Origin of the sequence: Lyngbya aestuarii BL J, assembly GCF_000478195.2 — a bacterium.
Lineage (GTDB): Bacteria > Cyanobacteriota > Cyanobacteriia > Cyanobacteriales > Microcoleaceae > Capilliphycus > Capilliphycus aestuarii.
The window spans coordinates 1-25,402 of the sequence record NZ_AUZM01000080.1; the positions used below are offsets into that span (position 1 = coordinate 1).

Consider the following 25,402-nt stretch of genomic DNA (forward strand, 5'->3'; position numbering starts at 1 on the left):
ATGTGCAAGTTCGTTACTGGATTCTCCTTGAATTGAGGAAAAAGTAACGACTTGAATTGTCCGTACTTCTTGAAGCGTGGAAAACCAAATCCTCTGTTCTGGAAATATTCCCAACTTCTATGCAACTGCTTAATAGTTTGTTGAAGAACTTGAGAAGGAACTTTGCCCAATTCGGGAAATTCTTTCTTCGCTTTCGGCAAGTTGTTGAGCTGTTGAATTTCACCGGGAAACTTGCTCTCAGCAGGGAGGATATACTCCTTTTCTATGGAGCATCTATCGACCAAGCACAGAAGGCTGTTACACCAATCTTTGATCTCTCGCAACGCATAGTTAAATGCACTGCGACAAGTTTCCATCCACTCAATGATTTGTTGCTCTTGAGCGGCATCTGGATAGATTCGGTAACGATGAGTAAGTGTCAGCATCCTCGTATTATAGTAGATTTACTGGATAATAGTACAGCACTAAATGTTAAGTTTACGGACATTGAGTCCTAAACTTAACTGGGGGAGTCCATGGATGAGGGGCTGTCTGCGTGGGTTTCCCGCGCAGTTTATACGCCCCGTCCCAACACCGACCTGAGTACAGGTACGGTTTCGGTCATAGCTCCCCCAAACCCCCTCAAAAAGATCAAATTAAACTTGATTTAGAAATCAAGTAAGGGGATTGGGTTATATTCTAGCGATTGTATTGTTTAAGTTGATCTTTTCAGTTGTAGATTTAGAATTTGGTTAAAGAAATATTAGGTTATGACCTCTCCCCCAACCCCTCTCGACCCCTCTATAATCTCCTCTACAAGGGGAGATACAACTTCCCTCTCCTCGTAGGAGAGGGTTAGGGAGAGGTGGCGAGGGGAGAACTTTTATGATGTTTTAATCTCTAAGTTGAACTAACTGTTATTCATGGGAAAATAACGGGATAAGTTAATACCCCGTCACTCTCAATATTCCCTTTCAAGAATTGTGCTACACCATGCTCAAGATAAATCTTGAAGTCAGGATTCATTTGTGCAATGATGTAGCTACAAGATTATATCTCCGCTCACAGCTTCCGCAAATTTATTTTTGCGTTGATATACTGTGGGCTTTTTCATTTTGAATCCTTTAAAGGAGAGTGGTTAGAGGGGGTTCCATCAATATAAAATCGTCCTCCTCGTCCAGGATCTTGATATTCCAATTCAATTCGGTAAGCATATCCGGATAGAACACAAACTGCGATAGTCCCAAAAATAGTGACTGTGATAAACAGTGCGATCCTTTCTGGTTGTTTCATTTAAACTCCTTTGTTCTTCAATTTAATGACATTTTTCCAATGTACTGCATAATCCAGATATAGTGATAGCCATTGACAAACTAAAATTTTTCCGCTATATTTGGTGTAATTTTTCTTATAACTAAAAATCAGTTTTCTCTGAATTTCGTATAGCGATATACATAAAAATAAACTTGATTTAGAAATCAAGGTGCATGACAGAACTCTATTTTAGCGATCGCAAAGGGTTTAAATTACGGTTTTAAAATTGACAGATAGATTTAGGTTGAACTGGACATTGTTTTTTCTCAATGGGATTTTCTTGTAAGCCTAAATAGGTGAGATTTTCCAACGGAGAAAGTGATTCTATTGTTTTAATTTGATTATTCCAGAGGTTAAGTTCAGTGAGTTTTGTTAAATTAGACAAGGGTTTAACTTCGGTAATCTGATTTTCATCTAAATACAAAATCACCAGTTCGGTTAAAGTAGAAAGAGGTTGAACATCAACAATTTTATTTTTACTTAATCCGAGGCGGGTAATATTGTTCAGGTTAGACAAAGGTTTAATATCAGTAATTTGATTATCAATTAAGTTTAAATCTTCTGTTAAACTTGTAAGAGAACTTAAGGCTGTGAGATCAGAGACTTGATTACTTCTCAGTTGTAAAGCTTTTAAGTTTTCTAGATTAGAAAGAGGTTGAATATTGGTAATATTGTTTTCACTTAGACTTAAGGTTTCTAGTTGAGTCAGAGAGGATAAAGCACTGATATTAGCAAGTTTATTACTGTCGAGGTTGAGTTCGTTTAAATTACTGAGATTAGATAAAGAACCAATTTCTTCAATTTCGTTGGTTTTGAGGTTTAATTTCGTTAAATTTGTAAGTTCAGATAAATCGGTTATATTGCTGATTTGATTTGCATTCAAACCAAGTTCTGTTAAATTATCCAAGTTTGCAAGAATACTTAAGTCCTGAATTTGGTTTTCACTCAGACTTAAATTCGTTAAACTATTCAATTCTGAAAGGAGACTAATATCACTGATGTTATTACTATCTAAACTCAGTTCAGTTAATCCCGAAAGGTTAGAAAGAGGACTAATATCTTCGATCTCATTTTTATACAGAAGTAAAATTTGAAGATTAGGTAACTCCGCAATCGGACTCAGATCTTGAATAAGATTACTACTGAGGTTGAGTCGTGTTAAATTGGTTAAAGTCGATAAAGGGGTTAAGTCTGTGATTTGATTTTCACTGACATTAAGGCGCGTTAGATGCGGTAAAGTAATTAACGGAGAAAGATCGCTAATTTTGCTGCGACTGAGATCGAGTTCGATAACTTGTAAAAGACTTTTTTGAGCTAATTTACAATCTGTCACTCCAGCGACTTGTAATAAAATATTTACAGTTTGTTGAGTTTCTAACGCTAAATTTTCCCGACTGGAACACCAATCTGCAAAAGTTCTATAGTCTTTTACCTCGGGTGAAGGAGTAACTGAGGGAGTCGGTTCATAAATTGGAGGTAACATCGTTTCAAGTACCGAACAATTGGAGACTCCGACACCCAGAGTTAGCATCAAAGACAGTTTTATTCCCGCTTTGAGAGGTTTTAATTTCAACATTTTGACCTCCAGACCCATTCATTCTGATTCTCCATTTGCGGATACATCCTCACTCAACACTTAATTACTATACTTACTATTATTCCATCTTTTTTACAAATTATGTGTCTATCATCGGGTGATTTTTTTTCCAGTTGTGAATATTCCAAGTGTTTAAATCCCAAGGGGTTAATTCAACGCCTGTAATTTGAGTGTTGATTCCAATGATATCGGCTCGATGTACCAGAGGAATTACAATCGCATTTTTCACTAACAGATCATTCATTTGAATCAATAATTGTTGACGGTTCTGGGGATCGAGTTCAATGGTAGACTGTTTCCATAGATTATCATAATTTTGATCACAATAGCGAGAAGCATTATCTCCTGTCCAATTATTGGCTTTTTGGGGGATTTCATCACAAGTGTAGGTTTTTAAATAGGAAGTCGGATCAGGGCTAGTATTTCCTGTCGTAAACATTTGTAAGTCCGCATAAAAGTGTTCTACGGTGTCAGAGTTGGCTGGATCTCCCGCAAAATAAACACTGGGATCGATACTTTTGAGTTCAACTGCAATTCCAATCGATTCTAGCGATTGTTTAATCACTTCTTGGGTTTTTTGTCGCAGGGGATTAACGGAAGTTTGAAATAAAATCTTCATTTCTATTCCATTTTTATCTCGAATTCCATTATTATTGCTATCTTTCCATCCGGCTTGATCTAATAATATTTCTGCTTTTTGTCGGTTAAACTCATAGCCCGTATTTTCAGAAACAAATTGTTGAGGTGCGACAATAAAATTCGCCGTTGGTTTTCCAGTCACACCATACAGTTGATTGGCTATTGTTTCTCGATCTATAGCTAAACTCAAAGCTTGACGTACTGATTCATCGGTGAAAAAAGGATGAGGAAATTTTAAGCTAGATCGTTCACCTTCTGGGGTGGCTTGATTGGGATCAGTTTGATTGATTAAAACTCGTTCCATTAATGATCCAAAGTTCGAGATTAGCTTTCCTTTCCCCCCTGTTTCTAATTGTTTTAAAACTGTTGCTTCAACTTGTAAATTGTACGCAAAATCTGCATCACCTGTTTGTAAAACCGCTCTGGCTGCTGAGGTTGCATCCCCTCCGCCTTTAAGTTCTACTCGTTGAAAACTGACTGTTTTTGCTTCTCTAAAATTAGGATTCGGTTCATATATCACCACATCTCCCGGCTTGAATTCTACCACTTGATAAGCACCTGTTCCCACTGGGTTTAAATTGGCGGGTGCTTGACGAGAATTAACACCCTGATAGTCTTGAAATTTATGTTTTGGTAAAATCATTCCTTCAGTTCCAACGAAGACTAAAAACCAACCGGGAGTTACATCTTGAAAGTTTATTTTAACGGTAAAATCATCTATTTTTTCAACATTTTCAATAATTTTATAGGTTCCCGCAGTAGAAGAACCCACATCAGGATTACTGATAAATTCATAGGTAAAGACAACATCATCAGCCGTAAAAGGAGTTCCATCTGACCATTTTAGATTTTGTTTTAATTTCCAAGTGACTGACTTTCCATCTTTAGCAATTCCTCCATTTTCTATCGTCGGAATTTCAGCGGCTAAAAAGGGAATGAGTTCACCTTGGTTGTTAAAGCTGGCGAGAGGTTCTAAGGTAATTCGACTCGCTTCTGAGTCTTTAAAACCTGTGGATAAATGGGGATTGAGAATCGTTGGGGCTTGCCAATATAATAATCTTAAAGTGTTATTTTGATCGGATATAGATTGGGGATTTTTAGATTGAGGTTGAGATGTGCAAGAATTAATACAGAGTAAACTAAAAAGGATAAAAAGTGAAGTTTTAATTAAATTTTTAGAGTATTTTATCATTGCAGGATATCTAGCTAAGATTTATGATTTTTAATCATCATACCCTGATTAGACGAGGTTGATCAATTTTCTGTTAAGATTAACTGCATCGCTTGATTTAAAATTTCATCTTGACTCACCAATTGTTCTAATTCTTCTGATTCATAATATCCTTCTTTGACTTCAAGAGAGGCTTTGTTAATTGCTTGAGGATAAGCTTCTGCTAGGGTATTTAAAAGATCTTCAGGAGGTAAATAAACCCCTCCTGATTTCCGACGTTTATTTTTGGCTTTAATTTCTAAAATGGAATTACGAATTGAGACATCCCAAGAACGAGTAGTGCGATTTTCGGCTTGTTGTTTAATTAAATGAAGCAATAAAATTACAGCATAACTCCGAATATTACTAATAATGTCATCTCTACTCATTTCTTCTAATTCATTCACAATAGCCAGTGATCCTTGAATATCACCTTGAAGCAGAAGTTCTTTAAGTTTAAGAATTTCTTCCATAACTCAGATTAAAATTAATCAGGTTTTATTCTATCTTATCAAAATTTTTGTCAAAAATACAGATTAACCTGTGAATATCTGGAAATAAAATTCCACATATTTTGTTAATATGACTGAATCAATCTCGAAACCTAAAATTGAACTTGTCATGCACAACTTTATTCCACCGGAACGGTTTTTTCCCTATCTCACCTGGACAGAAATTAATGAAATGTCCGATAAAGAAAATGTTGTTATTATTCAACCCATTGGTTCTATCGAACAACATGGCCCCCATTTACCTTTAATTGTTGATTCTGCCATTGCAACTGCGGTCACAGGTAAAGCTTTAGCTAAACTTAATACTGAGATTCCCGCCTACGCACTGTCAACATTATATTACGGTAAATCTAACGAACATTGGCACTTTCCCGGTACAATTACCCTAAATAGCAATACCCTTTCATCCGTACTAATCGAAACAGGAGAAAGCATTTATCGAGCCGGATTTCGTAAATTAGTGTTTATAAATGCTCACGGTGGACAACCCCAAATCTTAGAAATGGTCGCGCGAGATTTGCATCAAAAGTATGAAGATTTTATGATATTTCCGTTGTTTGTCTGGCGAGTTCCCAACGCCGCCACCGAATTATTAACCCCAAAAGAGTTAGAATATGGAATACACGCCGGGGATGCAGAAACCAGCGTCATGTTGTCAATTTTGCCCGAACAAGTCCGAAAAAATAAAGTTCTGTGTGAATATCCTCACGATTTACCCGAAAATAGTATGCTGAGTATGGAGGGAAAATTACCGTTTGCTTGGGTAACACGAGATTTAACAAAAAGTGGAGTTTTAGGAGATGCAACAGTTGCAACCCAAGAAAAAGGGGATAAAATTCTAGAATCTCTGGCTGAGAGTTGGGTAAAAGTGATTGCAGATATTTACAAATTTCGTCAACCCCAGCGTTATCATTTCAAAGACTAAAACAGAGACTAACCCCGTTCAACTCCATCCAAAATTTCTCTGTATCACAAGTGTTTGTAATCACCCTAAACTATGTAACAATGAATTTTACAAAAGTATAGGCTGAGGTATCAATATGCTCAACAATTCTCCGATCAAACAAGCAATCAACCAAGGTAAAGCGCTAAAAGTGATTAGTGGCTTGATGAATTTCGATACCCAACGGGTTGCAGCAACGGTAAAAGCGGCGACTCAGGGGGGTGCAACCTTTGTTGATATTGCAGCAGATGTCAGTTTAGTGCGGATGGCGAGAAATTTAACTCATCTCCCTATCTGCGTTTCCGCCGTTGAACCCGTTAAGTTTATTCCCTGCGTCGAAGCGGGTGCAGACTTAATTGAAATTGGGAACTTTGATGCGTTCTACGCCCAAGGACTGCGGTTTGAAGCCGAAGATGTGCTGCGACTCACCAAACAAACGCGATCACTGCTTCCTAATATTACCCTGTCTGTAACTGTTCCTCACATTCTTGAACTTGACAGACAAGTCCAACTCGCGACAGAATTAGTCGAAGCGGGTGCTGATATTATCCAAACCGAAGGCGGTACCAGTTCCCAGCCCGTTCATTCGGGTACATTGGGTTTAATTGAAAAAGCGTCTCCCACGTTGGCGGCGGCTTATGAAATTTCTCGGGCGGTATCAGTTCCGGTGTTGTGTGCGTCTGGACTTTCTAGCGTCACCGCCCCTTTAGCCATTGCAGCCGGGGCTTCTGGTATTGGTGTGGGTTCAGCCATCAACCGCCTCAATGATGAAGTCGCGATGGTAGCAGCGGTTCGCAGTTTAGTTGAAGCGTTAGCCACTGTCAGCCACGCAGGTGTGCGAGTATAAACCCCAAAAACCTTGAAGACACAGAGACAAATTCCAGAGAAAATCTGAGGTGTCTTTGTGTCTTTGGGGTACATTTTTCGTGAAAAATTCAGGCAGATTTTGATAGGTTTGCAGATGGATTTACATATAGTTCAAAAACCACATTAAATAATCTTCGATCAGTTTGTAATTTGGGGAATTTTCATCAGTCACTTCTAAGTCAGCTAGGGGAAGAACAAACATTTTTTGATCACTGACTCGCTGAACTTCTGCTAATAAACCATCTACATCTGATAGGGTTTCTGAAAATTTGACTAACGTAAACACATCGGTATAAGAAGGCTGAGTTTTTTTCAGCTTTTCATACTTTTTCTGAGAACCTTCTCCAAAGAGATAATCTTCCTCCCACAAAAATTCTTCAGATCCCGTCAGATAGCAAGGTTTTTGAATATTTTTTTGGAGATATTGGAGATATCGATTCAGATTAGGTTCATCAACTTCAATAATTTTAGTTTCTAGAATCGTTTTAATTCTATCTTCAAATTCTTCGCGATCAACCTCTCCAAATTCTTGCATCAACTTTTCGGGATCAAGTAGGCCTAATGTCTCCATTTGTTCGAGAACATTTTCCATAGACAACATTAAATGTTGTTGTTGATGTTGTTGTTGTTGATTTCCTTTACTTCTGTTCGTCGATCCCGTTAAAATAGTTTCATCAATTTGAATCGGTTGAATATCTTCAGGTGCTAGCTGTGGCTGACGTTTTTGATTTTTCTGATAAGATTTAGACATTATGTTCTCACCTGAAACAAGTTGAGTGACTGAGCATATTGTGATAGACGCGCTGATTGCATTAACCAGGAGGAGACAACGATGACACAACAACTGCACTCATTACAACCCCAAGTCTATCAAGGGCAGTTCGGCGAATATACCATTACCGATAGCGATCGCATCGGTGTTATGATTTACCGTACTGGCTTAATGATAGCAGCCCTATGCTTCGCAGTCGGTACAGGATTAGTCTTATGGCAAAGCAATAATCCCTTAGTCCTGCAAGCCTTAACCCCTCTCTATTTTTGTTTTTGGTTCGCCCTGGGTGTCAGCTTATTCACCATTCATATCTATCTTGCTATTCTACACCGAGTCTTACAACTATTTTGGTTGATAGGAGGTATAGCTTCTGTTATTCTAGCGTTTCAAAGTCCAGAACCGTTAGCCCTAACCGTCTACAATCAGCCTTTAAGCTTACTCGGAATTGGCTTTAGTTTTGCTGCTATTACCGGAATTTACTTTAAAGAAGCATTTTGCTTCAACCGCATAGAAACTAAGCTATTAACCCCTCTCGTTCCCTTACTTCTGTTAGGATTTATGGTAGGAATTTGGTCAGTAATGAATCTAAAGTTTTTACTGTTTTTCTGGGCAATTCAATTTGTAATTTTTGCTGTTCGTAAAACATTTCAAGATATTCCTGCTGATATCGGAGATAAAAGTGTGTTTGACTATCTCCACGCCCAACAGGCTAAAGCTTAAATTCCTCTACCTGAATTAAGTGATTCAAATGCCCTCGTTTTTCCCTTGCAAGAAACTTCAAAAATTGCACCTCATTCAGCGTCAAGAAATTTGGACACTCACCCTCAAAGGGTGGGGTCTTACTTTATTGTTTATTCTGACTACAACTCTGGTTTTTGGCTTAAATCTCTATTCTTTTCTCGCTGTTAACAACCCCATACAAGCCGATGCTTTAGTGATTGAAGGATGGATGCCTGATTATGCCTTAAAATTAGCTTTAGTTGAATTTAAAAAAGGTAGTTATCAAAAAATAATTACCACTGGAGTTCCGCTACAAAAAGGATACTATTTAGCCGAATACAAAGACTTTGCTAACCTCACCGCAGCCACTTTCATTAAACTGGGTTTAGATGAAACTCAAGTGATTGCTGTTCCCGCCTCTCCTACCCTTCGTCACCGTACAGAAGCCACTGTTATTGTACTCCAAGAATGGCTACAAACAACTGAGTTAAACATTAAATCTATTAATCTTTATTCTTTAGGCCCTCATGCCCGTCGCAGTTGGATAACGTTCCGAAAATACCTTCATCCCGAGATTCAAGTGGGGATTATTTCTATTAAATCTGAAGACTACAATGCCAATCAATGGTGGCGTTCAAGTGAAGGATTTCGGAGTGTAATTTCAGAATTGATTGCTTATATTTATACGATATTATTTAATATTTTGAGTGAGTTTAAAAAACTATAATTTCACCCAATCAAATCATCTAATTCTTGATAATCGGGTAAAGTTGTATTAATTTCTTTTCCCTTCCTCAATACAATTCTATCATGCTGAGAACGAGATAATATCTCACTAAAATAACGACCTTGAAAAATAATCAAATCCGCAGGAAGTCCAACACCAATTTTCCCGATATTTGATAATCCCATTAACTCCGCAGAAGTTTGAGTAACGGCTTGGGGCCAATCTCCAAACGGATGATCTAAATGGGCAATTCTCACCGCCATTTTAAAGACTTCTAAGCCATCATGATCGCCAAAACCATAAAACGGATCGCGACAATTATCACTCGCGACAGCTACAGCAATTTCTGATTGTTTGAGTTCATGTAATAACGTTACCCCTCGCCAACGGGGAGTTTGAGTTAAGTTTAATTGTTGCTGGTATTGCCGATCTTGTAAATACAAATTGCACATCGGTAAACTAATAATTCCGATTCCAGCTTGTTTAACTAACGCGATAGTTTCTGTTACCTGTTCGGGAGATTGAACCGCTAAACTACAACAATGACCACAAACTATTTTACCAGAAAAATCAGATTTTAACGCCGTTTCCGCAACTTTTTTTAAGGTAATAGAATCAGGATCACCATTTTCATCGGTATGAAAATCTAAATCTAAATTTCGGTCTTTTGCCAGTTCAAAAACCCGTTCAATTTGGCGATCAATCTCCGGGTTCATATAAGCAACACCTCCCAAAATTCCCCCAAATTCTGCAACTTTATCGGCTAACTTTTCCCCCGCAGCAGTGAGGTATTCTTCTAACGTTACCAAAGCAACCGCCTGTAAAATTAGCTTGTCAGACCATTCTTTTTGTAAACTTCTAAACGCTTCCCAACTAATATCAGCTAACCTTCCCCCAGAATCTAAATGGGTTCTAATAGCTTTTGTTCCATGAGCATAACTACATTTTAAACCAAACTCCATGCGGCGATAAACATCTTCAAAATTCCAAACCTCTATATCTTTCCAAACCGCTTTTAATGCGCCGTGAAACGTGCCGTCGGGGTTGGGTGTTCGTTCCCAAATATGACCTTTATCTAAATGAGTATGAATATCAACAAAACACGGCCAAACCTGTTTTTTATGTAAATTAACGGTGGGAGTTTCCCTTGTTTCAACTGTTCCACTCGCCACAATTTGACGAATAACACCTGATGCAATTTCTAAATCAACATTAACCAATCCTTCTCGGTTCGGTGTTTGTTCTAGAACAACGTTACTCAATAAACAGACCGGGATTTGAGCGTTTTTTAGCCAATAATTAGATACAGTTGGAATCATAGAGTATTAAATGCTTAGATGATGAGTAGTATGATTTTTCTCGCTTTTTTTTTATCCCCTCTAGCCCTTTTAGTAAGCCCCCCAGAGCCGTTTTATTCTAAAATTTGGTAATCGCGCTTGACCTCAGAAATTAGGCTGTTTCACTTTTTTTTCTTCAGAAACTCTAAAATCATAACTTTAGACTCCCATCGGTCAATCTGAAGTTTAATCATAAAATCAGCGATCGCTCTTGATGTAGAATGATAGCAATTGCCAGCATTTTTCAAAAAGACTTTAGATATGGATAGTCTAATTGAAGAATTTAAAAAAGTCAATGACTTTCACTGAAGAAAAGGGAAAATATAGCAAGTTTTTAGAAGTCTAATTATAGAGAATTGCCTCCATTGGGTCAAAGATGTAATTTTTTGCATAGGATAGTTCTCAAAGACATCACTTTCAAGCTCGAACAAATTTATCAATTTTTCAAACTCTTGGAATCAACCTGTTTTGACTCTTGGGATTGTCCTCAATTACAGAAAGTCAAAGCTTGTCCTCGAACGAAGTGAAGGAATGGCTTAATCACAGGTGGTTTTGGCTTTGGATTTTATTAGGCTGAAACAGCCCTGCTACACCGCTGGGGTTTTTTTTGGAATTTTTAGCTATGATTTGGAGCAGAGCTAATGCTGTGTTGGGAGACAGTCGTGTATGAATACCTCTTATATAGATAGCCTCAAAAAAGGAGCAGCAGTTGTCGCAGCCTTGTGGGTGTCGGGTTGTTCTTTCACCTCAACCTCTGCCCCCTCCAACCCGGCTATCAGAACTCAAACCTCGGATACCCTTGTCGAGACTTCTACTGACAGTAATACTCCCCCATCTGTTGATAATTCTGTTAATAATATTGCCGCGACAGCCCAAGACTTCCAAAAAGTAACCGTATTGCAAGGGTTAGAACATCCCTGGAGTATGGCTTGGTTGCCCGACGGAGATTTACTCGTTACCGAACGACCCGGACGCCTACGCATAGTTCGCAATGGCACCCTCGACTCCACCCCAATTGCCGGAGTCCCCGAAGTTTTTGCTTTCAAACAAGGGGGCTTGATGGATGTTTCTCTGCATCCTCGCTTTGCGGAGAACCGCTTGATTTATCTCACTTATTCTCACGGCACCCGAGACGCCAACCGCACCCGTATCGCCAGGGCAACCTTTGATGGTCAGGCTTTGCAGAATTTACAGGTGATCTTCGAGGTGTCCCAGGCCAAATCCGGTGGACAACATTTCGGTTCTCGTATTGTCTGGCTACCGGATAATACGATGTTAGTGGCAATTGGTGATGGGGGTAATCCCCCAGTTGAACTTGAAGGCGACCTCATCCGCAAACAAGCCCAAAACCTCAGCAGTCATCTCGGTAAAATTGTCCGTCTTAATGATGATGGTTCGGCTCCCCCAGATAATCCTTTTATTAATGCAGAAAATGCTGATCCGGTTATCTGGAGTTATGGACATCGCAATATTCAAGGACTCACCTTTGATCCCCAAACCAATCGCCTTTGGTCAACCGAACACGGTGCTAGAGGCGGCGATGAACTGAATTTGGTGAAAGCAGGTGAAAATTACGGTTGGCCGGTTGTCACCCATAGCCGTGAATATAGTGGCGGAGAGATTTCTTCAGAACGATCTCGTCCGGGGATGATCGATCCCAGAGTGGTTTGGACTCCGGCAACGGCGCCTTCTGGTTTAGCAATTTACAGGGGTGATCGTTTTGCATCGTGGAATGGGGATTTATTTGCGGGGGGTCTGGTATCCCGAGATGTGCGTCACATTGAGTTGGATGAAGCGGGAAATGTGGTTAGTCAGCAACCAATTGATATTGGTCAGCGAGTTCGAGATGTTAGACAAGGGCCAGATGGATTGTTGTATATTCTGACTGATGAACCCGACGGACAACTTATTCGCCTAGAACCCGTTTCAGGATAACTGAACGCTTCATTGGGTTGTGCTATCGAAATAGTTTTACTATCCATCAACGTTCGTTTATAGTCTCCCGATGTCCCGTGGAGACTAGATTTCTATTTTGCCAGAAAGCTCTTTTATAAGGTTTTATGCTAAAAGCGCATTTTTTCTATTCCAAAAATTCATAATATTTAAAATTTTGTAATTTTTGTTACGATTTAGCTCAAATTTTCCTTCTACTGTAGGTAGTAACCCTAAAGGCTCCGGCTCGAAAATCCAGTGTTTAAGGGAGTTTGAAGTTAATTCTTCTCTCGAACTGAATAGATGTGAGCAAAAGTTAACAAAAATTATCCGGAATGTTAAATCTAATACAGACCGAGAGCAACTAATTTGTTAACGTTTAGCCAGAGGGGTATTAGAATTTTCAATCAACTGCTTTTTACAGTGAATGGAAAAGAGGAATACTCGATGACAAGTGCAGCAGAAGCAAAGACAAAGCTCAATAAATTTGAAAAAATAAAAGCAGCAAAAGATGGTTTAGCCGTTAAAACAGAAATCGAAGAATTTGCCCGCATCGGCTGGGAAGCAATGGATACTGATGATCGCGATCATCGTCTAAAATGGCTCGGAGTATTCTTTCGGCCCGTAACACCGGGTAAGTTTATGTTACGCCTGAGAATGCCGAGCGGAGTGATCACCAGTGAGCAGATGCGAGTTTTGGCAGAAATCGTTCAACGCTACGGTGATGATGGTAATGCTGATATTACCACAAGACAGAACCTTCAGTTAAGAGGAATTCGCCTCGAAGATGTACCGGATATTTTTAACCGGATGCAACAAGTCGGGTTAACGAGTGTTCAGTCGGGGATGGACAATGTGCGAAATATCACAGGTTCCCCGGTGGCTGGACTCGATGCTGATGAACTCTATGATACTCGTGAATTGGTACAGCAAGTTCAAGACATGATCACGGGTAACGGAGAAGGAAACCCTGAGTTTACTAATTTACCGCGAAAGTTCAATATTGCGATCGCTGGATGTCGGGATAATTCGGTTCATGCTGAAATTAATGATATTGCTTTTGTTCCCGCATTTAAAGATAAAACCAAAGACGAAACTTTTGGCTTCAATGTATTAGTGGGGGGGTTCTTTTCCGCCAAAAGATGCGAAGCGGCTATTCCCCTAAAAGCTTGGGTAAAACCGGATCAAGTTGTGAGTTTGTGTCGGGCTATTTTAGAAGTTTTCCGCGATAACGGGCCGAGAGCAAACCGTCAAAAATCTCGCCTGATGTGGTTAATTGATGAATGGGGAATAGACAAGTTTCGCCAAGAAGTTGAAAACCAAATGGGTGAGACTTTAGAAGCCGAAGCCGAAAAGGATGAAATTCTCTGGGATAAGCGCGATCATATTGGGGTTTATACTCAAAAACAAGCGGGATTTAATTATGTTGGGTTAAACGTTCCCATCGGACGTTTGTATGCGAACGATATGTTTGAACTCGCGCGTTTAGCTGAGGTTTATGGCAAAGGGGAACTGCGCCTAACCGTTGAACAAAATCTGATTATTCCTAATGTTTCAGATTCTCGTCTTGATGCCTTTTTAACTGAACCGTTGCTGGAGAAATTTAGCATTAATCCCGCCCCTTTAACCCGAGCATTAGTGTCCTGTACTGGCGCTCAATTTTGCAACTTTGCTTTGATCGAAACTAAAAATCGGGCTTTGGCATTAGTTAAAGAACTCGAAGCCGAATTAACCTTTACAAAACCCGTGAGAATTCACTGGACGGGATGCCCAAATTCCTGCGGTCAACCGCAAGTCGCAGATATCGGTTTAATGGGTACAAAAGCCAGAAAAGATGGTAAAATGGTAGAAGGTGTTGACCTATATATGGGCGGCAAAGTTGGGAAAGATGCCGAGTTGGGAACCCGGGTTCAAAAAGGAATTCCCTGCGAAGATCTCAAGCCCTTACTTCGAGATTTGTTAATCGATAAATTCGACGCAAAAGCTCTATAAATCGTCTGAGTTTAGATACTAAGAACCAGACAAGATTCAGTTTTTAACAGTCTCGTCATCATTTTCGTTAATTGAATTAACGATAGGGTTAATTTACCCAATTTTCAGAAATTTAACTCAACAATACAACAAGGAGAACCTCAAAAATGGTTACTAACGAAATGACTTCCAACGCCAAAAATTCTCAAGAATCCCCTTTAATTCTCAAATCAATTACTGCGGTTGGTGTTGCCGTTTTCAGTGGTTTCATGTTTATGAATTGGCAACATACACTCTCAGAAACTAAAGTTGCGAAAGAAGCGGAAAAAGTAGTCGCAACTCAAGCCAATACAACATCTTCTACTGCCCCCGTACAAATTGAACCCGTTGCCATCAATTCTACGGCTACAGTTTCTCAAACTCCCGTAGAAACAACAGTAACAAATCAATCCGTTTCTTCCAGCGCTGAGACAAGTTTTGTTGAAGCCGAAGCAGAAATTACCGACCCGAATTTAATTGCAAGTTTGAATCAAAAACTCTATAATGAAGTAGATCAAGCTTGGCAACAAACCCCCACATTTTCCGATAACTTAGTTTATCAAGTTCAAGTTCAGGAAAACGGAGAAATAGCAGATTATTCCCCTCTAAATGCAGCTGCATCTGACTATTTGACCGAAGTTCCCATCGATGAACTTTACAACAAAAAAGCGGCGATGTTATCCGAAAAAGTCGCTAAATTCTTAGTAGTTTTAACTCCCAGTGGAAATTTACAAGTTAATCCTTGGTTGGGAAAGAGCTAAACTCTAATGTCTCATCTCTAATTTCCAGCGATAGTTAAACGTTAACCCCAATTTTCTATTGTAAAATTTAGGGTTAAAAAACTAGGTGTATTCATCCTACTGCCATTATTCATCACTTAAATCTTTCAAGGAGAATCATTAATGCTTTCAGAATTATGGTCATTACACGGCAGATACAAAATTCTGCACATGACTTGGTTCGCTTTCTTCCTCTCTTTTGTGGTGTGGTTTAACCTCGCCCCTCTCGCCACCGCCCTTCAAGAAGAAATGGGTTTAAGTGTGGCGCAAATTAGAACCCTTGCCATTTGTAACGTTGCTTTAACCGTTCCCGCCCGAATAATTATTGGGATGGTTTTGGATAGATTCGGCCCTCGAATTACCTACACTTGCTTGTTAGTCTATGCTGCAATTCCTTGTATTGGGTTTGCCTTAGCGCAAAACTTCAATCAACTGGTGATTTCTCGCTTGGCTTTAAGTATTGTCGGTGCGGGATTTGTCATCGGAATTCGCATGGTTGCCGAATGGTTTCCGCCCAAAGAAATTGGTTTAGCCGAAGGAATTTATGGCGGTTGGGGAAACTTTGGTTCAGCCGGTGCCGCTTTTACACTTCCAACCATTGCTGCAATCTTAAGCTTTAGTGGCGGTAGTTTAATTAACTGGCGTCTAGCCATTGCCGGAACCGGAATTATCGCTGCACTTTACGGAATACTTTACTACTTCAACGTACAAGATACGCCCTCTGGAAAAGTCTACCAACGCCCCGTTAAAGCCACCGGAATTGAAGTCACCACCGTCAAAGATTTCTGGTTTTTGATGTTGATGAATGTGCCTTTAAACGTTATTCTCGGTGTTCTCGCTTGGCGGTTAAGCAAAGTTGGGTTCTTAACAACAAGTGGAATGTATCTCGTTTGGTTGGGCTTAGTTGGGTTGTATTTATTCCAAGCTTACGGTTGCTGGAACGTTAACAAAGACCTACTGACTGGACAAAAACAGTATGCACCAAACGAACGTTACAACTTCTCTCAAGTCGCCTTATTAGAATGCACCTACTTTGTGAACTTCGGGTCAGAACTTGCTGCTGTTTCGATGCTTCCTTCCTTCTTTGAAATGACTTTTGGCTTAAACAAACAAGCCGCCGGAATGATAGCCGCCAGTTATGCTTTTATGAACCTCGCCGCCCGTCCCGGAGGAGGCTTAATTTCCGACAAACTCGGTAGCCGCAAACTCACCATGACCGTATTAACCGCAGCAATGGCTATTGGTTATCTGATGATGGGTCGGGTAACAGGTGGTTGGTTCCTGCCTTTAGCCGTGTTGCTGACAATGACTTGTTCCTTCTTCGTACAAGCAGGTGAAGGGTCTACCTTTGCGATAGTACCGTTAATTCGTCGTCGTGTCACCGGACAAATTGCCGGAAACGTTGGGGCTTATGGAAATGTCGGGGCGGTGGCTTATTTAACCTTATTTAGCTTGTTACCCGAAGGCGATGTTGGCAACCGAATCTTTTTTGAAGTGTTGGGTGTAGCTTCGATGATTGTTGCTTGTTTGTGTTGGTTTTTCCTCAAAGAACCCAAAGGGTCTTTTGCAGAACATCACGAAGGCGAAGAAATACCAATTATCAATCAAGAACCAATATTTGCCTCAGAAACCAAGCAATTATAACCGTTAACAATAAACTCCCTGCTTTTTCAGGAGGGTTTGGGGGTTTGGGGGATTCAATAGATACAACTTTATAAAGAATTGGTATCCGAAAATCCCTCTCAGGCTGCAAACCAAAGCGCCCCTACAGTACAAAATAATTGAAGAATTGATAACTGTTTATGACTGAACCGACAAAAACCCTTTGTCCTTACTGCGGTGTTGGCTGTGGTTTAGATGTATTACCGCCTGCGTTACCCGGAAAAGCCACCAACCGAGATAAACAAGGAAATCCTATTTGGCAAGTTCGAGGCGACCGAAATCATCCTTCAAGTCAAGGTAAAGTCTGTGTTAAAGGGGCAACTGTTAGCGAAGCCCTAGATAAAGACCGCCTCAAATATCCGATGATGCGAGACTCGCTTAATGAACCTTTTCAACAAGTGAGTTGGGATGAAGCGTTTGACCGAATTGTACAACAAATTCAAACCGTGCGGGTAACACAAGGGCCGTCTGGGATTTGTATGTACGGGTCGGGACAGTTTCAAACCGAAGACTATTATATCGCCCAAAAACTATTAAAAGGATGTTTGGGAACCAATAACTTTGATGCCAATTCTCGGCTTTGTATGTCTTCGGCTGTGTCGGGATATATCCAAAGTTTTGGAACCGACGGCCCGCCCTGTTGTTATGACGATTTAGAAGAAACCGATTGTGCCTTTTTAATTGGTACAAACACAGCCGAATGTCATCCGATTATTTTTAACCGTTTACGGGTTTATCACAAGAAAAATAAATCGGTCAAAATGATAGTGGTTGACCCTCGTTGTACCCAAACCGCAGAAGCCGCAGATTTACATTTAGCCATCAAACCCGGAACTGATATTGATTTACTCAATGGGATTGCCCATTTATTAATGCGTTGGGGTTTCTTTGATAGTTTATTTATCGACGATTGTACAAAAGATTTCCCGGAATATGCTGAAGTCATTCGTCACTATAAACCCGAATTAGTTGCCCGAAAATGTGGGATTCGTTTGGATGATTTGGAAAAAGCCGCCCGGTGGTGGGGAGAGTCAAATCGGGTGCTTTCGTTGTGGTCGATGGGGATGAATCAATCCTCAGAAGGAACGGCGAAAGTGAGAACGTTAATTAACCTGCATTTGATGACCGGAAACATCGGAAAACCGGGAGCGGGGCCGTTTTCTTTAACAGGTCAACCTAACGCAATGGGCGGACGGGAAGCGGGCGGACTGGCGCATATTTTACCCGGTTATCGAGTTGTTAAAAATCCCCAACATCGCGCCGAAGTCGAGGAATTTTGGGGCTTAGAACCCGGAAGTATTTCGCCTAATCCTGGTTTAACGGCTTGGGATATGATAACAGGTTTAGAACAAAATCAAGTCGGATTATTGTGGATAGCGGCAACCAATCCAGCCGTTAGTATGCCCGACTTGGAACGTACAAAAGCTGCCTATAGAAAATCTCCGTTTACTGTTTATCAAGATGCCTATTATCCCACAGAAACAGCCGCATTTGCTCACGTTGTTTTACCTGCGGCGCAATGGGGCGAAAAAACGGGAACGATGACCAATTCTGAACGGATGGTAACATTATGTCCGGCATTTCGTTCACCTCTAGGAGAAGCAAAAGCTGACTGGGAAATCTTCGCAGAAGTGGGGCGACGTTTGGGGTTTGCAGAACAGTTTAATTTTGCAGATTCCGCAGCAGTTAGGCGAGAATTTGTGCAATTAACTCGCAACCGTCCCTGTGACATGACGGGAATTACCAACGAAACTTTAAGTGAGTTTGGGCCGATACAATGGCCTTGTTCAGATAGTAGTAAAGATGAAGGGGTTTATAATAAGCGTTTGTATACAAATTTGCGTTTTAATACCCCCGACGGACGGGCGAAATTTGGCGCTTATCATTCCAAAGGGTTAGCCGAACCACCCGACCCAGATTATCCGTTTGTGTTGACAACGGGGCGGCTTTATGGTCAATGGCACACTCAAACTCGGACAGGGCGGATTGAAAAAACGGTCAAAATGCACCCCCAACCGTTTATTGAAATTCATCCTCGGGATGCGGCGAAATTAGATATTAATGAAGGAGAAATAATTGAAGTGCGATCGCGTCGAGGAATGGGAAGATTTCCTGCTAAAATAACCAAAGGAATTACGCCTGAAACTGTGTTTGTACCGATGCACTGGGGCAGTTTGTGGGCTGAACTTGCTGAAGTTAATAGTTTGACTCATCCTGAATCTTGTCCTGATTCTTTACAACCGGAATTAAAAGCCTGTGCAGTGCAATTGATACCAGTAAAAGAAATACACCAGACTGATTTTGAATCCAAGAATTTAATCAACCAAAAACTATTTGCAATTCGCGAATAAGTATCAAGTCAACGGTGATATAGGCGTTGCTGATATGATTTGAAAAAATTAAAGGATCAGAGGTTCAATAATTCCACTGGAACTAAATTCTTCAACTGTTGTACTTTGAAGAATAGCAAGAGTTTCACCCGTTGAACGCAGAACAATTGACATATCGATGCCAGAACCTCCCACAATATCAGCTTCTACAAAATCTAAATCAGCTTCAGTAATGCCACCTTGTAAAAGAATACTGTCAATGCCATTTCCGTAGTCAGAAATAATGTCTGTTCCAAAGCCTGACCCAATCACAAACTGATCGCTTCCTCTTCCTCCTCTCAATGTATCATTTCCAATATCACCAAAAATCAGGTCATTCCCAATGCCTGCATCAATGTCATCATTTCCCTGACCTCCAAATATAGTATCATTCCCATTACCTGCATTGATCTGATCCTGGTCATTGTTACCAAAGATTAAATCATTACCTGCATTGCCGTTAATGATATCATTTCCAATATCACCGAAGATTGTATCTGCTCCAAATCTCCCCTCAATAATATCATCCCCTTTTCCCGCAAAAAGCCAGTTATTATTCCCATTTGCAAATAGAAAATCACTGCCGAGGCCACCAATTAGGGTATCACCTCCCTCCTGACTTCCCTCAAGAGTATCACTCCCGCCTAGACCAAAGATAGAATCTGGTTCGCTAGTTCCAACTAGACTATCTGCACCTTCCGTTCCGAAAATTTCTGCCATGACTTGTTTGATGTAGTTTTGAGAAGTACGCTATCAACCCTAGCAAATCAATTGCCATAACGACAACAAATTTATGTCAAAAACTTGGATTGATGGAATACAACGACTACACTTGCTCTAACCCTGTTTTCGAGGAATTTCAATAATAAATTCTGCCCCTTCTTTGAGTTTACAATTACAGTACAAGTTTCCTTGATGTTTTTCCGTGATAATTTGATAGCTGATGGATAATCCTAAACCCGTTCCTTTCCCAACAGGTTTAGTCGTAAAAAAGGGATCAAATAAACTATTTTGAGCGCTTTCGGAAACTCCACAACCATTGTCTTTAACCCGAATTTTAATCCATTCATTTTCTATTAATTCTGTCGAAATCTCAATTGTGGGTACAGTTTCTTGAGTTTCTGATATCAATGGCTGATTGTATTTTTCTTGTATTGCATCAATAGCGTTGGTTAATAGATTCATAAATACTTGATTTAAGCGTCCCGGATAACACTCCACTTTAGGTAAATTTCCATAGTTCTTAATCACTTCTATCTGAGTGTGATTTCCCATCAAATTTAAACGACTTTGTAAAATCATCAACGTGCTATCTATTCCTTCGTGAATATTTACTTCTTTTAAGTCGGCTTCATCCATACGAGAGAAGTTTCTTAAAGATACAACAATATCTTCAATTCGTTTGGCACCGTTTTTCATAGATTTTAAAATTTTGGGAAAATCTTCTTCAATAAACTCTAAATCAACCGTTTCTATTTCCTCTTGAATTTCCGGTGTTGAGTCTGCTGGATAATGTTCTTGATAAAGATGCAGTAAATGAACTAAATCCTGCATATATTCTTCTGCATGAACAAGATTTCCATAAATAAAACTAACCGGATTATTAATTTCGTGAGCCACACCTGCAACGAGTTGACCTAAAGAAGACATTTTCTCATTTTGAATAACTTGGGCTTGAGTCCGTTGAAGTTCAGCTAATGTGGCTTCGAGTTGAGTTGCTTTTTCTCGGAGTTTAGTTTCTGAATAAGTCAAGGCAGTTTCTGCGGCTTTTCGTTCGGTAATATCACTATTAATTTCTAAGATTGCATAGGGATTTCCCTGTTCATCTCGTTGTAAAGTCCAGCGACTAAAAGTAACTATATTCTGGCTATTTTTTGTCTGATGTTGAAGTTCACCACTCCAAGTTCCTTCTTGAAGAAGTTGTTGCATGACCTCGGCTTGAGAAGTGGGAAAAATTGTTGTTAATAAACTGTGAATATTTTTATCTATAACTTCTGCTTTTTGCCAGCCATAAATATTTTCGGCTCCTTGATTCCAATAGGTAATTTTCTTATCCATATCTAGGATAATAATTCCATTACTGCTGCGGTCTAACATTTCCATTTTTTCCTGGAGTTGCGCCTCAGCTAAAGAACGTTCCAGTAAAGTTTGATTGAGCAGTTCTACTTGTTCTTGTACTTGTTTGTAGAGGTTGGCTTGAGTAATAGCGATGATCAGTTGACCTCGTATTGTTTTCAGCAGTTTAAGGATAGCTTCATCGTTAAATATGGTGGCTGAACTTAATCCAATGAGATAACCCTTTTGATTGCTATTCACCTGAATCGGTAAAGCAAAATAACAGCTAATTCTTGCTTTTTTAAACTCTGCTTTTTTTTCATCGCTTAACTGTGTTTTTTCTAACTGACTCCAACTGATCTTTTCTGATGGATTAATTGGGGATGAAACTAAAATATCTGTAAATTTTTCTTCAATAAAAGCATTAATTTCAGGAAAATTTTGAGAAATTTTAAACGAAGATGAGCTACAAACAATTTCTAATCTTTTTTGCTCTGTATGATACCAACTAAATCCAACCCAACTTAAACCTAAAACTCTCATTACTTCGTTGACTGCTATCTGTAAAAGAGTGTTCAAGTCTAAAGACGCTCTAATTTGCTCAGTGAGTTGATTAACAAGTGCTTCGCGTGTTGCTCGTTCGCGAGTTTCTTGAAAGAGTTTGACTTGCCAAATTGCAAAGATTGTTGCTAAGATGAGTAATGTTCCAATCACTCCCGCGAGCAAATTTAAAGGTCTAAGTTGAGCTTCTAATCGATCTTGAGGAATCACCAAACCGACAGACCAATCTGCTTTTTGGATGGGAGTATAAGCCACATAAACCCAAGATTTATTTAAGGAGATTAGCTCTATACCCTCATGATGCTTTACCATTTTTCGAGCAAGGGTTGCTAGGGGTGTATTAGCATCTGCAAAAAAGCTTTTTCTCTCTTGCAAAATATCAGGGTCAGGATGAGCAATCGGAATTCCATCTAGATCCAGAACAAAAGCATAAGAATCGTTAGGTACATTAGAAATTTTCTCGATAATTTCAGAAATATTTTTAATGGGTAATAATCCACACAAAACACCTCGAATTGTCGGTTTATTTAAGGGATCAGCAGGAAGATTTAAAGAGTTTAAACTTTGAGCGCGGATAGAGGTTTGCTCTGAAGAAAGGGATTGACGATTTAAAGGTGGAACAGACAAAATCGGAGAACAAACGCTAATCTGATAAACACCCGTACTCCGAGAAATAATCGGTTGAGAAACATTGGTTTGTCCAGCTATTGCTTTTTGAAAGTGAGGTCGATCAAATATATTTTGATTTTCAACAAATCCTACACTTGTGGTATAATAGGAACCGTCAACATTGACTAACGAAAGCATATAATAGTCTGGTAAACGATCCAGTTCAAGTTGTAAAAAAGGTTCCGCTTCTGACCACTTCATCGAGCGAACATCGGAATTATTTGCTATACTTTCAACTTGCGATCGCAATTCGGTTAACCACTGATCAATTTCTAGACTAGCTTTTTGGGCTTCTTTAAGTGCGTTTTCTTGAGAACTGGTTAGAATGATGCTACGAACTAATCCATAACTGATTCCAGAAACGATACCTACCGTGAGAACAGCACCAGCAATAATGAGTTTAGAAATCACCTTCTTGAGAGGCTTTTGTCTCAAAGAAAAATGGACTTTGCTTAAAGATTTTTTTCTCAAGGGTTGGAGAGGATAATGATTTTCCACAGTATTTTTTGTTTTTCTAGTGATAAGCGGAAATTAAATCAGTTGCTATTGGTTCAAATATATCACTAACTGAATCATTCTATCTTTAGACTGATTATCAGTCCTAAGAAGTTCACAGATGCGGAAAGGGTTGTCTGCAATTTCAGTATATTTACCCAGAATGGTATTGATTTTAACAAAAATTTTATAATTCTTGAATTAACTTTAGCCGATTTACTTCAAGACTGTCACATCAATTAAATACTTCTATCTTTAGACAGATAATCTCTCGTGAGAAGTTCACGAGTTTGGTTGATCTGTTTGAAATTATTCGGTATATTTACGCAGAATTTCGGTGTCACTAACAACAGTCCCATCCTCCCCAAGGTAATTTTAGCAGATTTATCAATTATTGGATATTTTCTAACGGATAATCCGGCGATTAAAGCTTTCGGATTTACCAGAAAGGAAACAGAGAAACCCAGCTTCTTAAAGAAACCGGGTTTTGACAATATATTTAATTCCAGAATGCCAGAAAATTTTCAGTCTAAATCACTTTAACTTTGTTCTAATCAACTGTAGAATAGGTATTACTTATCCTACTACTTTTTTCAAAAATTGAGGCGAGGGAGTCGATGTTTAAAACCACACAATATTTCCCAAGAAATCGTGTCTAAATTTGCCGCCCAGTCTTCGGCATAAATCGTATTTTCTCCTTGTTTTCCTAAGATTGTTACCACTTCACCCACTTGTAAATCAGGCATTGAAGTCACATCAATCATTAATTGATCCATTGTAATTGCACCAACTTGAGGTAAAAGCTGACCCCGAACTAAAACCTTCATTTTGTTAGAAAGATTACGAGGAATTCCATCGGCATAACCAATCCCGATAACAGCAATCCGAGTCGTTTTTTCTGCAACATATCGATAACCATAGCTGACCCCTGTTCCCGCTTCAATCGTTTTAATTTGTGTAACTTTTGCCTTGACTTGCATTGCAGGCTTGAGGTCAATCGTTGAAGCCAAATGAGGGGCGGGATATAAACCATAAATCGCCAAACCGACTCGAACCAGATCATAATGTAATGCCGAATCAGTTAAGGTAGCGGCAGAATTAGAAATATGTAAACAAGGACGACGGGCAGTCGCTTGAGTTAAACACTTTTGAGGATCAACCCCAATTTTTTTAATGACATCTTGAAAGCGTTGGTGCTGTTGTCTCATTAAGGTTTGATCAGAACTATCTGCTGTTGCAAAATGAGAATAAATTCCGGCAATTTTTAAATTAGGAAGTCGCTGCACTAACTGTACAAATTCTACCGCCTGTTGCCAAGACGTTCCTAAACGTGACATCCCGGTATCAATATTGAGATGTACTTCTAAAGTCGAGTGAACTTGACTGAGAGTTTCTGAAAATAAAAGTGCTTGTTGAGGAGTACAAAGGGTAGGCTGAAGTTGCCAATGAGAAATGGCTTTGACTTCATCGGGAGTATAAGCCGCACCTAAAACTAATATGGGTTGTTTAATACCCGCTTCACGCAGTTCGATTCCTTCTGGAGTTGTCGCCACCGCAAAAGCACCCGCCCCCGCTAGAGAGACAGTTTTAGCGACAGAAACCGCCCCATGACCATAGGCATCCGCTTTCACCACCGCCATGAGTGTTGTTTGGGGAGAAAGCAGAGATTTGATTTGCTCAACATTGTAGGCGATCGCTGCTAAATTAATCTCAACCCAAGACCGTTGACAAATTTCATCATAAACCCCCCGCCCTCTCAAGGCTAAAATGAGGCGATCTTTTTCCGAGGTCGGTTTTCTAGTTACCATATCTTCACTCACTCCTGACATCTTCACAATATTGGTTGACTATAAAGCTTAGATCGTGATCGCACATTTAGATCAGGAAAAGAAAAAAGGTAAGAATAGATGTATACCCTGGATTCAAAAATAGCGACGGAAGAGTGAACTACTCACACTGACCGCCGCGGTACAATGTGAGCTTCTGATTTCTCAGCCCGATGCCCTTTCACCGTCGCGGTTATCTGGTCTTAAACAGGCTCCCTCAGCAGAGACGGGGTTCCCTCCGCCAAAATGTATTATTCTGATGCCTTCATTTCTTATGTTGAGTGCGGCGTTACTGTCACAATCGTGGTGAGTTTTACAGTTAAGACAATCCCATTCTCTGATATTTAGAGGCAGCGAATCCACAATATGACCACAACAAGAACAAGTTTTGGAACTGGGGAAGAAGCGATCAACTTCTATGAGTTTT

Annotated in this window: 20 protein-coding genes; 9 read left to right on the forward strand and 11 right to left on the reverse strand. The window is 39.7% G+C overall.

The annotated features are described in order from the left end of the window. From M595_RS23145 to M595_RS23165, 5 genes are all read right to left on the reverse strand, one after another. Window positions 1–425: helix-turn-helix domain-containing protein (locus tag M595_RS23145; RefSeq protein WP_040484554.1), on the reverse strand; the 425-nt coding region annotated here is incomplete at its 3' end. A 664-nt stretch (window positions 426–1,089) separates the two neighbouring features. Then, window positions 1,090–1,272: a hypothetical protein gene (locus tag M595_RS31290; RefSeq protein ID WP_023068950.1), complete on the reverse strand. Its 183-nt coding sequence runs from the start codon at window positions 1,270–1,272 to the stop codon at window positions 1,090–1,092. 241 nt (window positions 1,273–1,513) lie between these two features. Next, the gene (locus M595_RS23155; RefSeq protein ID WP_023068955.1) at window positions 1,514–2,869 is read right to left on the reverse strand and encodes a leucine-rich repeat domain-containing protein; all 1,356 of its coding nucleotides are present in this window, start codon (window positions 2,867–2,869) and stop codon (window positions 1,514–1,516) included. Window positions 2,870–2,969: 100 nt separating this feature from the next. Next, window positions 2,970–4,721, reverse strand: a complete 1,752-nt coding sequence (locus tag M595_RS23160) for a peptide ABC transporter substrate-binding protein (protein ID WP_023068949.1) — start codon at window positions 4,719–4,721, stop codon at window positions 2,970–2,972. 62 nt (window positions 4,722–4,783) lie between these two features. Beyond that, window positions 4,784–5,212: a DUF29 family protein gene (locus M595_RS23165; RefSeq protein WP_023068956.1), complete on the reverse strand. Its 429-nt coding sequence runs from the start codon at window positions 5,210–5,212 to the stop codon at window positions 4,784–4,786. Window positions 5,213–5,360: 148 nt separating this feature from the next. Between M595_RS23165 and M595_RS23170 the strand changes: the two genes are divergently transcribed. Continuing rightward, entirely contained in the window at window positions 5,361–6,176 is an 816-nt protein-coding gene (locus tag M595_RS23170) for a creatininase family protein (protein ID WP_023068939.1), read from the forward strand. Between the two features lie 115 nt (window positions 6,177–6,291). Next, window positions 6,292–7,041, forward strand: a complete 750-nt coding sequence (locus M595_RS23175) for a DUF561 domain-containing protein (protein ID WP_023068952.1) — start codon at window positions 6,292–6,294, stop codon at window positions 7,039–7,041. A 120-nt stretch (window positions 7,042–7,161) separates the two neighbouring features. Here M595_RS23175 and M595_RS23180 read toward each other — a convergent pair whose 3' ends face one another. After that, window positions 7,162–7,812, reverse strand: a complete 651-nt coding sequence (locus M595_RS23180) for a calcium-binding family protein (protein ID WP_023068936.1) — start codon at window positions 7,810–7,812, stop codon at window positions 7,162–7,164. 81 nt (window positions 7,813–7,893) lie between these two features. Here M595_RS23180 and M595_RS23185 point away from each other — a divergent pair, with 81 nt between their 5' ends. Together M595_RS23185 and M595_RS23190 are read left to right on the forward strand one after the other, a co-directional pair. Continuing rightward, a complete protein-coding gene (locus M595_RS23185; RefSeq protein WP_023068937.1) occupies window positions 7,894–8,553 on the forward strand; it encodes a DUF2301 domain-containing membrane protein in 660 nt (219 codons plus the stop codon). 64 nt (window positions 8,554–8,617) lie between these two features. Beyond that, a complete protein-coding gene (locus tag M595_RS23190; RefSeq protein WP_040484555.1) occupies window positions 8,618–9,280 on the forward strand; it encodes a YdcF family protein in 663 nt (220 codons plus the stop codon). A 2-nt stretch (window positions 9,281–9,282) separates the two neighbouring features. On the opposite strand, the gene M595_RS23195 is transcribed toward M595_RS23190, so the two are convergent. Then, on the reverse strand, window positions 9,283–10,599 hold the full coding sequence (locus M595_RS23195) for a cytosine deaminase (RefSeq protein ID WP_023068954.1): 1,317 nt from the start codon (window positions 10,597–10,599) through the stop codon (window positions 9,283–9,285). 684 nt (window positions 10,600–11,283) lie between these two features. Here M595_RS23195 and M595_RS23200 point away from each other — a divergent pair. From M595_RS23200 to M595_RS23220, 5 genes are all read left to right on the forward strand, one after another. Then, on the forward strand, window positions 11,284–12,552 hold the full coding sequence (locus tag M595_RS23200; RefSeq protein WP_023068940.1) for a PQQ-dependent sugar dehydrogenase: 1,269 nt from the start codon (window positions 11,284–11,286) through the stop codon (window positions 12,550–12,552). Between the two features lie 444 nt (window positions 12,553–12,996). Next, complete coding sequence (locus M595_RS23205; RefSeq protein WP_023068951.1) at window positions 12,997–14,541, forward strand: ferredoxin--nitrite reductase; 1,545 nt, start codon at window positions 12,997–12,999, stop codon at window positions 14,539–14,541. 146 nt (window positions 14,542–14,687) lie between these two features. Next, on the forward strand, window positions 14,688–15,320 hold the full coding sequence (locus M595_RS23210; RefSeq protein WP_023068945.1) for a hypothetical protein: 633 nt from the start codon (window positions 14,688–14,690) through the stop codon (window positions 15,318–15,320). Between the two features lie 141 nt (window positions 15,321–15,461). Beyond that, window positions 15,462–16,982 carry an MFS transporter gene (locus M595_RS23215; protein WP_023068944.1) on the forward strand — a complete coding sequence of 507 codons (1,521 nt, stop codon included), beginning with the start codon at window positions 15,462–15,464 and terminating at the stop codon, window positions 16,980–16,982. A 158-nt stretch (window positions 16,983–17,140) separates the two neighbouring features. Then, the gene (locus M595_RS23220; RefSeq protein WP_023068947.1) at window positions 17,141–19,351 is read left to right on the forward strand and encodes a molybdopterin oxidoreductase family protein; all 2,211 of its coding nucleotides are present in this window, start codon (window positions 17,141–17,143) and stop codon (window positions 19,349–19,351) included. Window positions 19,352–19,399: 48 nt separating this feature from the next. On the opposite strand, the gene M595_RS23225 is transcribed toward M595_RS23220, so the two are convergent. The 4 genes from M595_RS23225 to M595_RS29640 all read right to left on the reverse strand — a co-directional run bounded on the left by M595_RS23225 (window position 19,400) and on the right by M595_RS29640 (window position 25,395). After that, entirely contained in the window at window positions 19,400–20,089 is a 690-nt protein-coding gene (locus tag M595_RS23225) for a calcium-binding protein (RefSeq protein ID WP_023068953.1), read from the reverse strand. Window positions 20,090–20,206: 117 nt separating this feature from the next. Further along, window positions 20,207–23,065 carry an ATP-binding protein gene (locus tag M595_RS23230; protein WP_152983621.1) on the reverse strand — a complete coding sequence of 953 codons (2,859 nt, stop codon included), beginning with the start codon at window positions 23,063–23,065 and terminating at the stop codon, window positions 20,207–20,209. A gap of 677 nt (window positions 23,066–23,742) precedes the next feature. Beyond that, entirely contained in the window at window positions 23,743–24,957 is a 1,215-nt protein-coding gene (gene alr, locus M595_RS23240) for an alanine racemase (RefSeq protein ID WP_023068938.1), read from the reverse strand. A 183-nt stretch (window positions 24,958–25,140) separates the two neighbouring features. After that, complete coding sequence (locus M595_RS29640; protein ID WP_275044472.1) at window positions 25,141–25,395, reverse strand: zinc ribbon domain-containing protein; 255 nt, start codon at window positions 25,393–25,395, stop codon at window positions 25,141–25,143. Window positions 25,396–25,402 lie beyond the last annotated feature (7 nt).

Coding starts and splice junctions, on each gene's coding strand:
- M595_RS23195 (WP_023068954.1), bottom strand. CDS start 10,599: ATGATTCCAACTGTATCTAATTATTGGCTAAAAAACGCTCAAATCCCG.
- M595_RS31290 (WP_023068950.1), bottom strand. CDS start 1,272: ATGAAACAACCAGAAAGGATCGCACTGTTTATCACAGTCACTATTTTT.
- M595_RS23160 (WP_023068949.1), bottom strand. CDS start 4,721: ATGATAAAATACTCTAAAAATTTAATTAAAACTTCACTTTTTATCCTT.
- M595_RS23200 (WP_023068940.1), top strand. CDS start 11,284: ATGAATACCTCTTATATAGATAGCCTCAAAAAAGGAGCAGCAGTTGTC.
- M595_RS23170 (WP_023068939.1), top strand. CDS start 5,361: ATGCACAACTTTATTCCACCGGAACGGTTTTTTCCCTATCTCACCTGG.
- M595_RS23215 (WP_023068944.1), top strand. CDS start 15,462: ATGCTTTCAGAATTATGGTCATTACACGGCAGATACAAAATTCTGCAC.
- M595_RS23185 (WP_023068937.1), top strand. CDS start 7,894: ATGACACAACAACTGCACTCATTACAACCCCAAGTCTATCAAGGGCAG.
- M595_RS23165 (WP_023068956.1), bottom strand. CDS start 5,212: ATGGAAGAAATTCTTAAACTTAAAGAACTTCTGCTTCAAGGTGATATT.
- M595_RS23220 (WP_023068947.1), top strand. CDS start 17,141: ATGACTGAACCGACAAAAACCCTTTGTCCTTACTGCGGTGTTGGCTGT.
- M595_RS23175 (WP_023068952.1), top strand. CDS start 6,292: ATGCTCAACAATTCTCCGATCAAACAAGCAATCAACCAAGGTAAAGCG.
- M595_RS23210 (WP_023068945.1), top strand. CDS start 14,688: ATGGTTACTAACGAAATGACTTCCAACGCCAAAAATTCTCAAGAATCC.
- alr (WP_023068938.1), bottom strand. CDS start 24,957: ATGGTAACTAGAAAACCGACCTCGGAAAAAGATCGCCTCATTTTAGCC.
- M595_RS23205 (WP_023068951.1), top strand. CDS start 12,997: ATGACAAGTGCAGCAGAAGCAAAGACAAAGCTCAATAAATTTGAAAAA.
- M595_RS23225 (WP_023068953.1), bottom strand. CDS start 20,089: ATGGCAGAAATTTTCGGAACGGAAGGTGCAGATAGTCTAGTTGGAACT.
- M595_RS23180 (WP_023068936.1), bottom strand. CDS start 7,812: ATGTCTAAATCTTATCAGAAAAATCAAAAACGTCAGCCACAGCTAGCA.
- M595_RS23155 (WP_023068955.1), bottom strand. CDS start 2,869: ATGTTGAAATTAAAACCTCTCAAAGCGGGAATAAAACTGTCTTTGATG.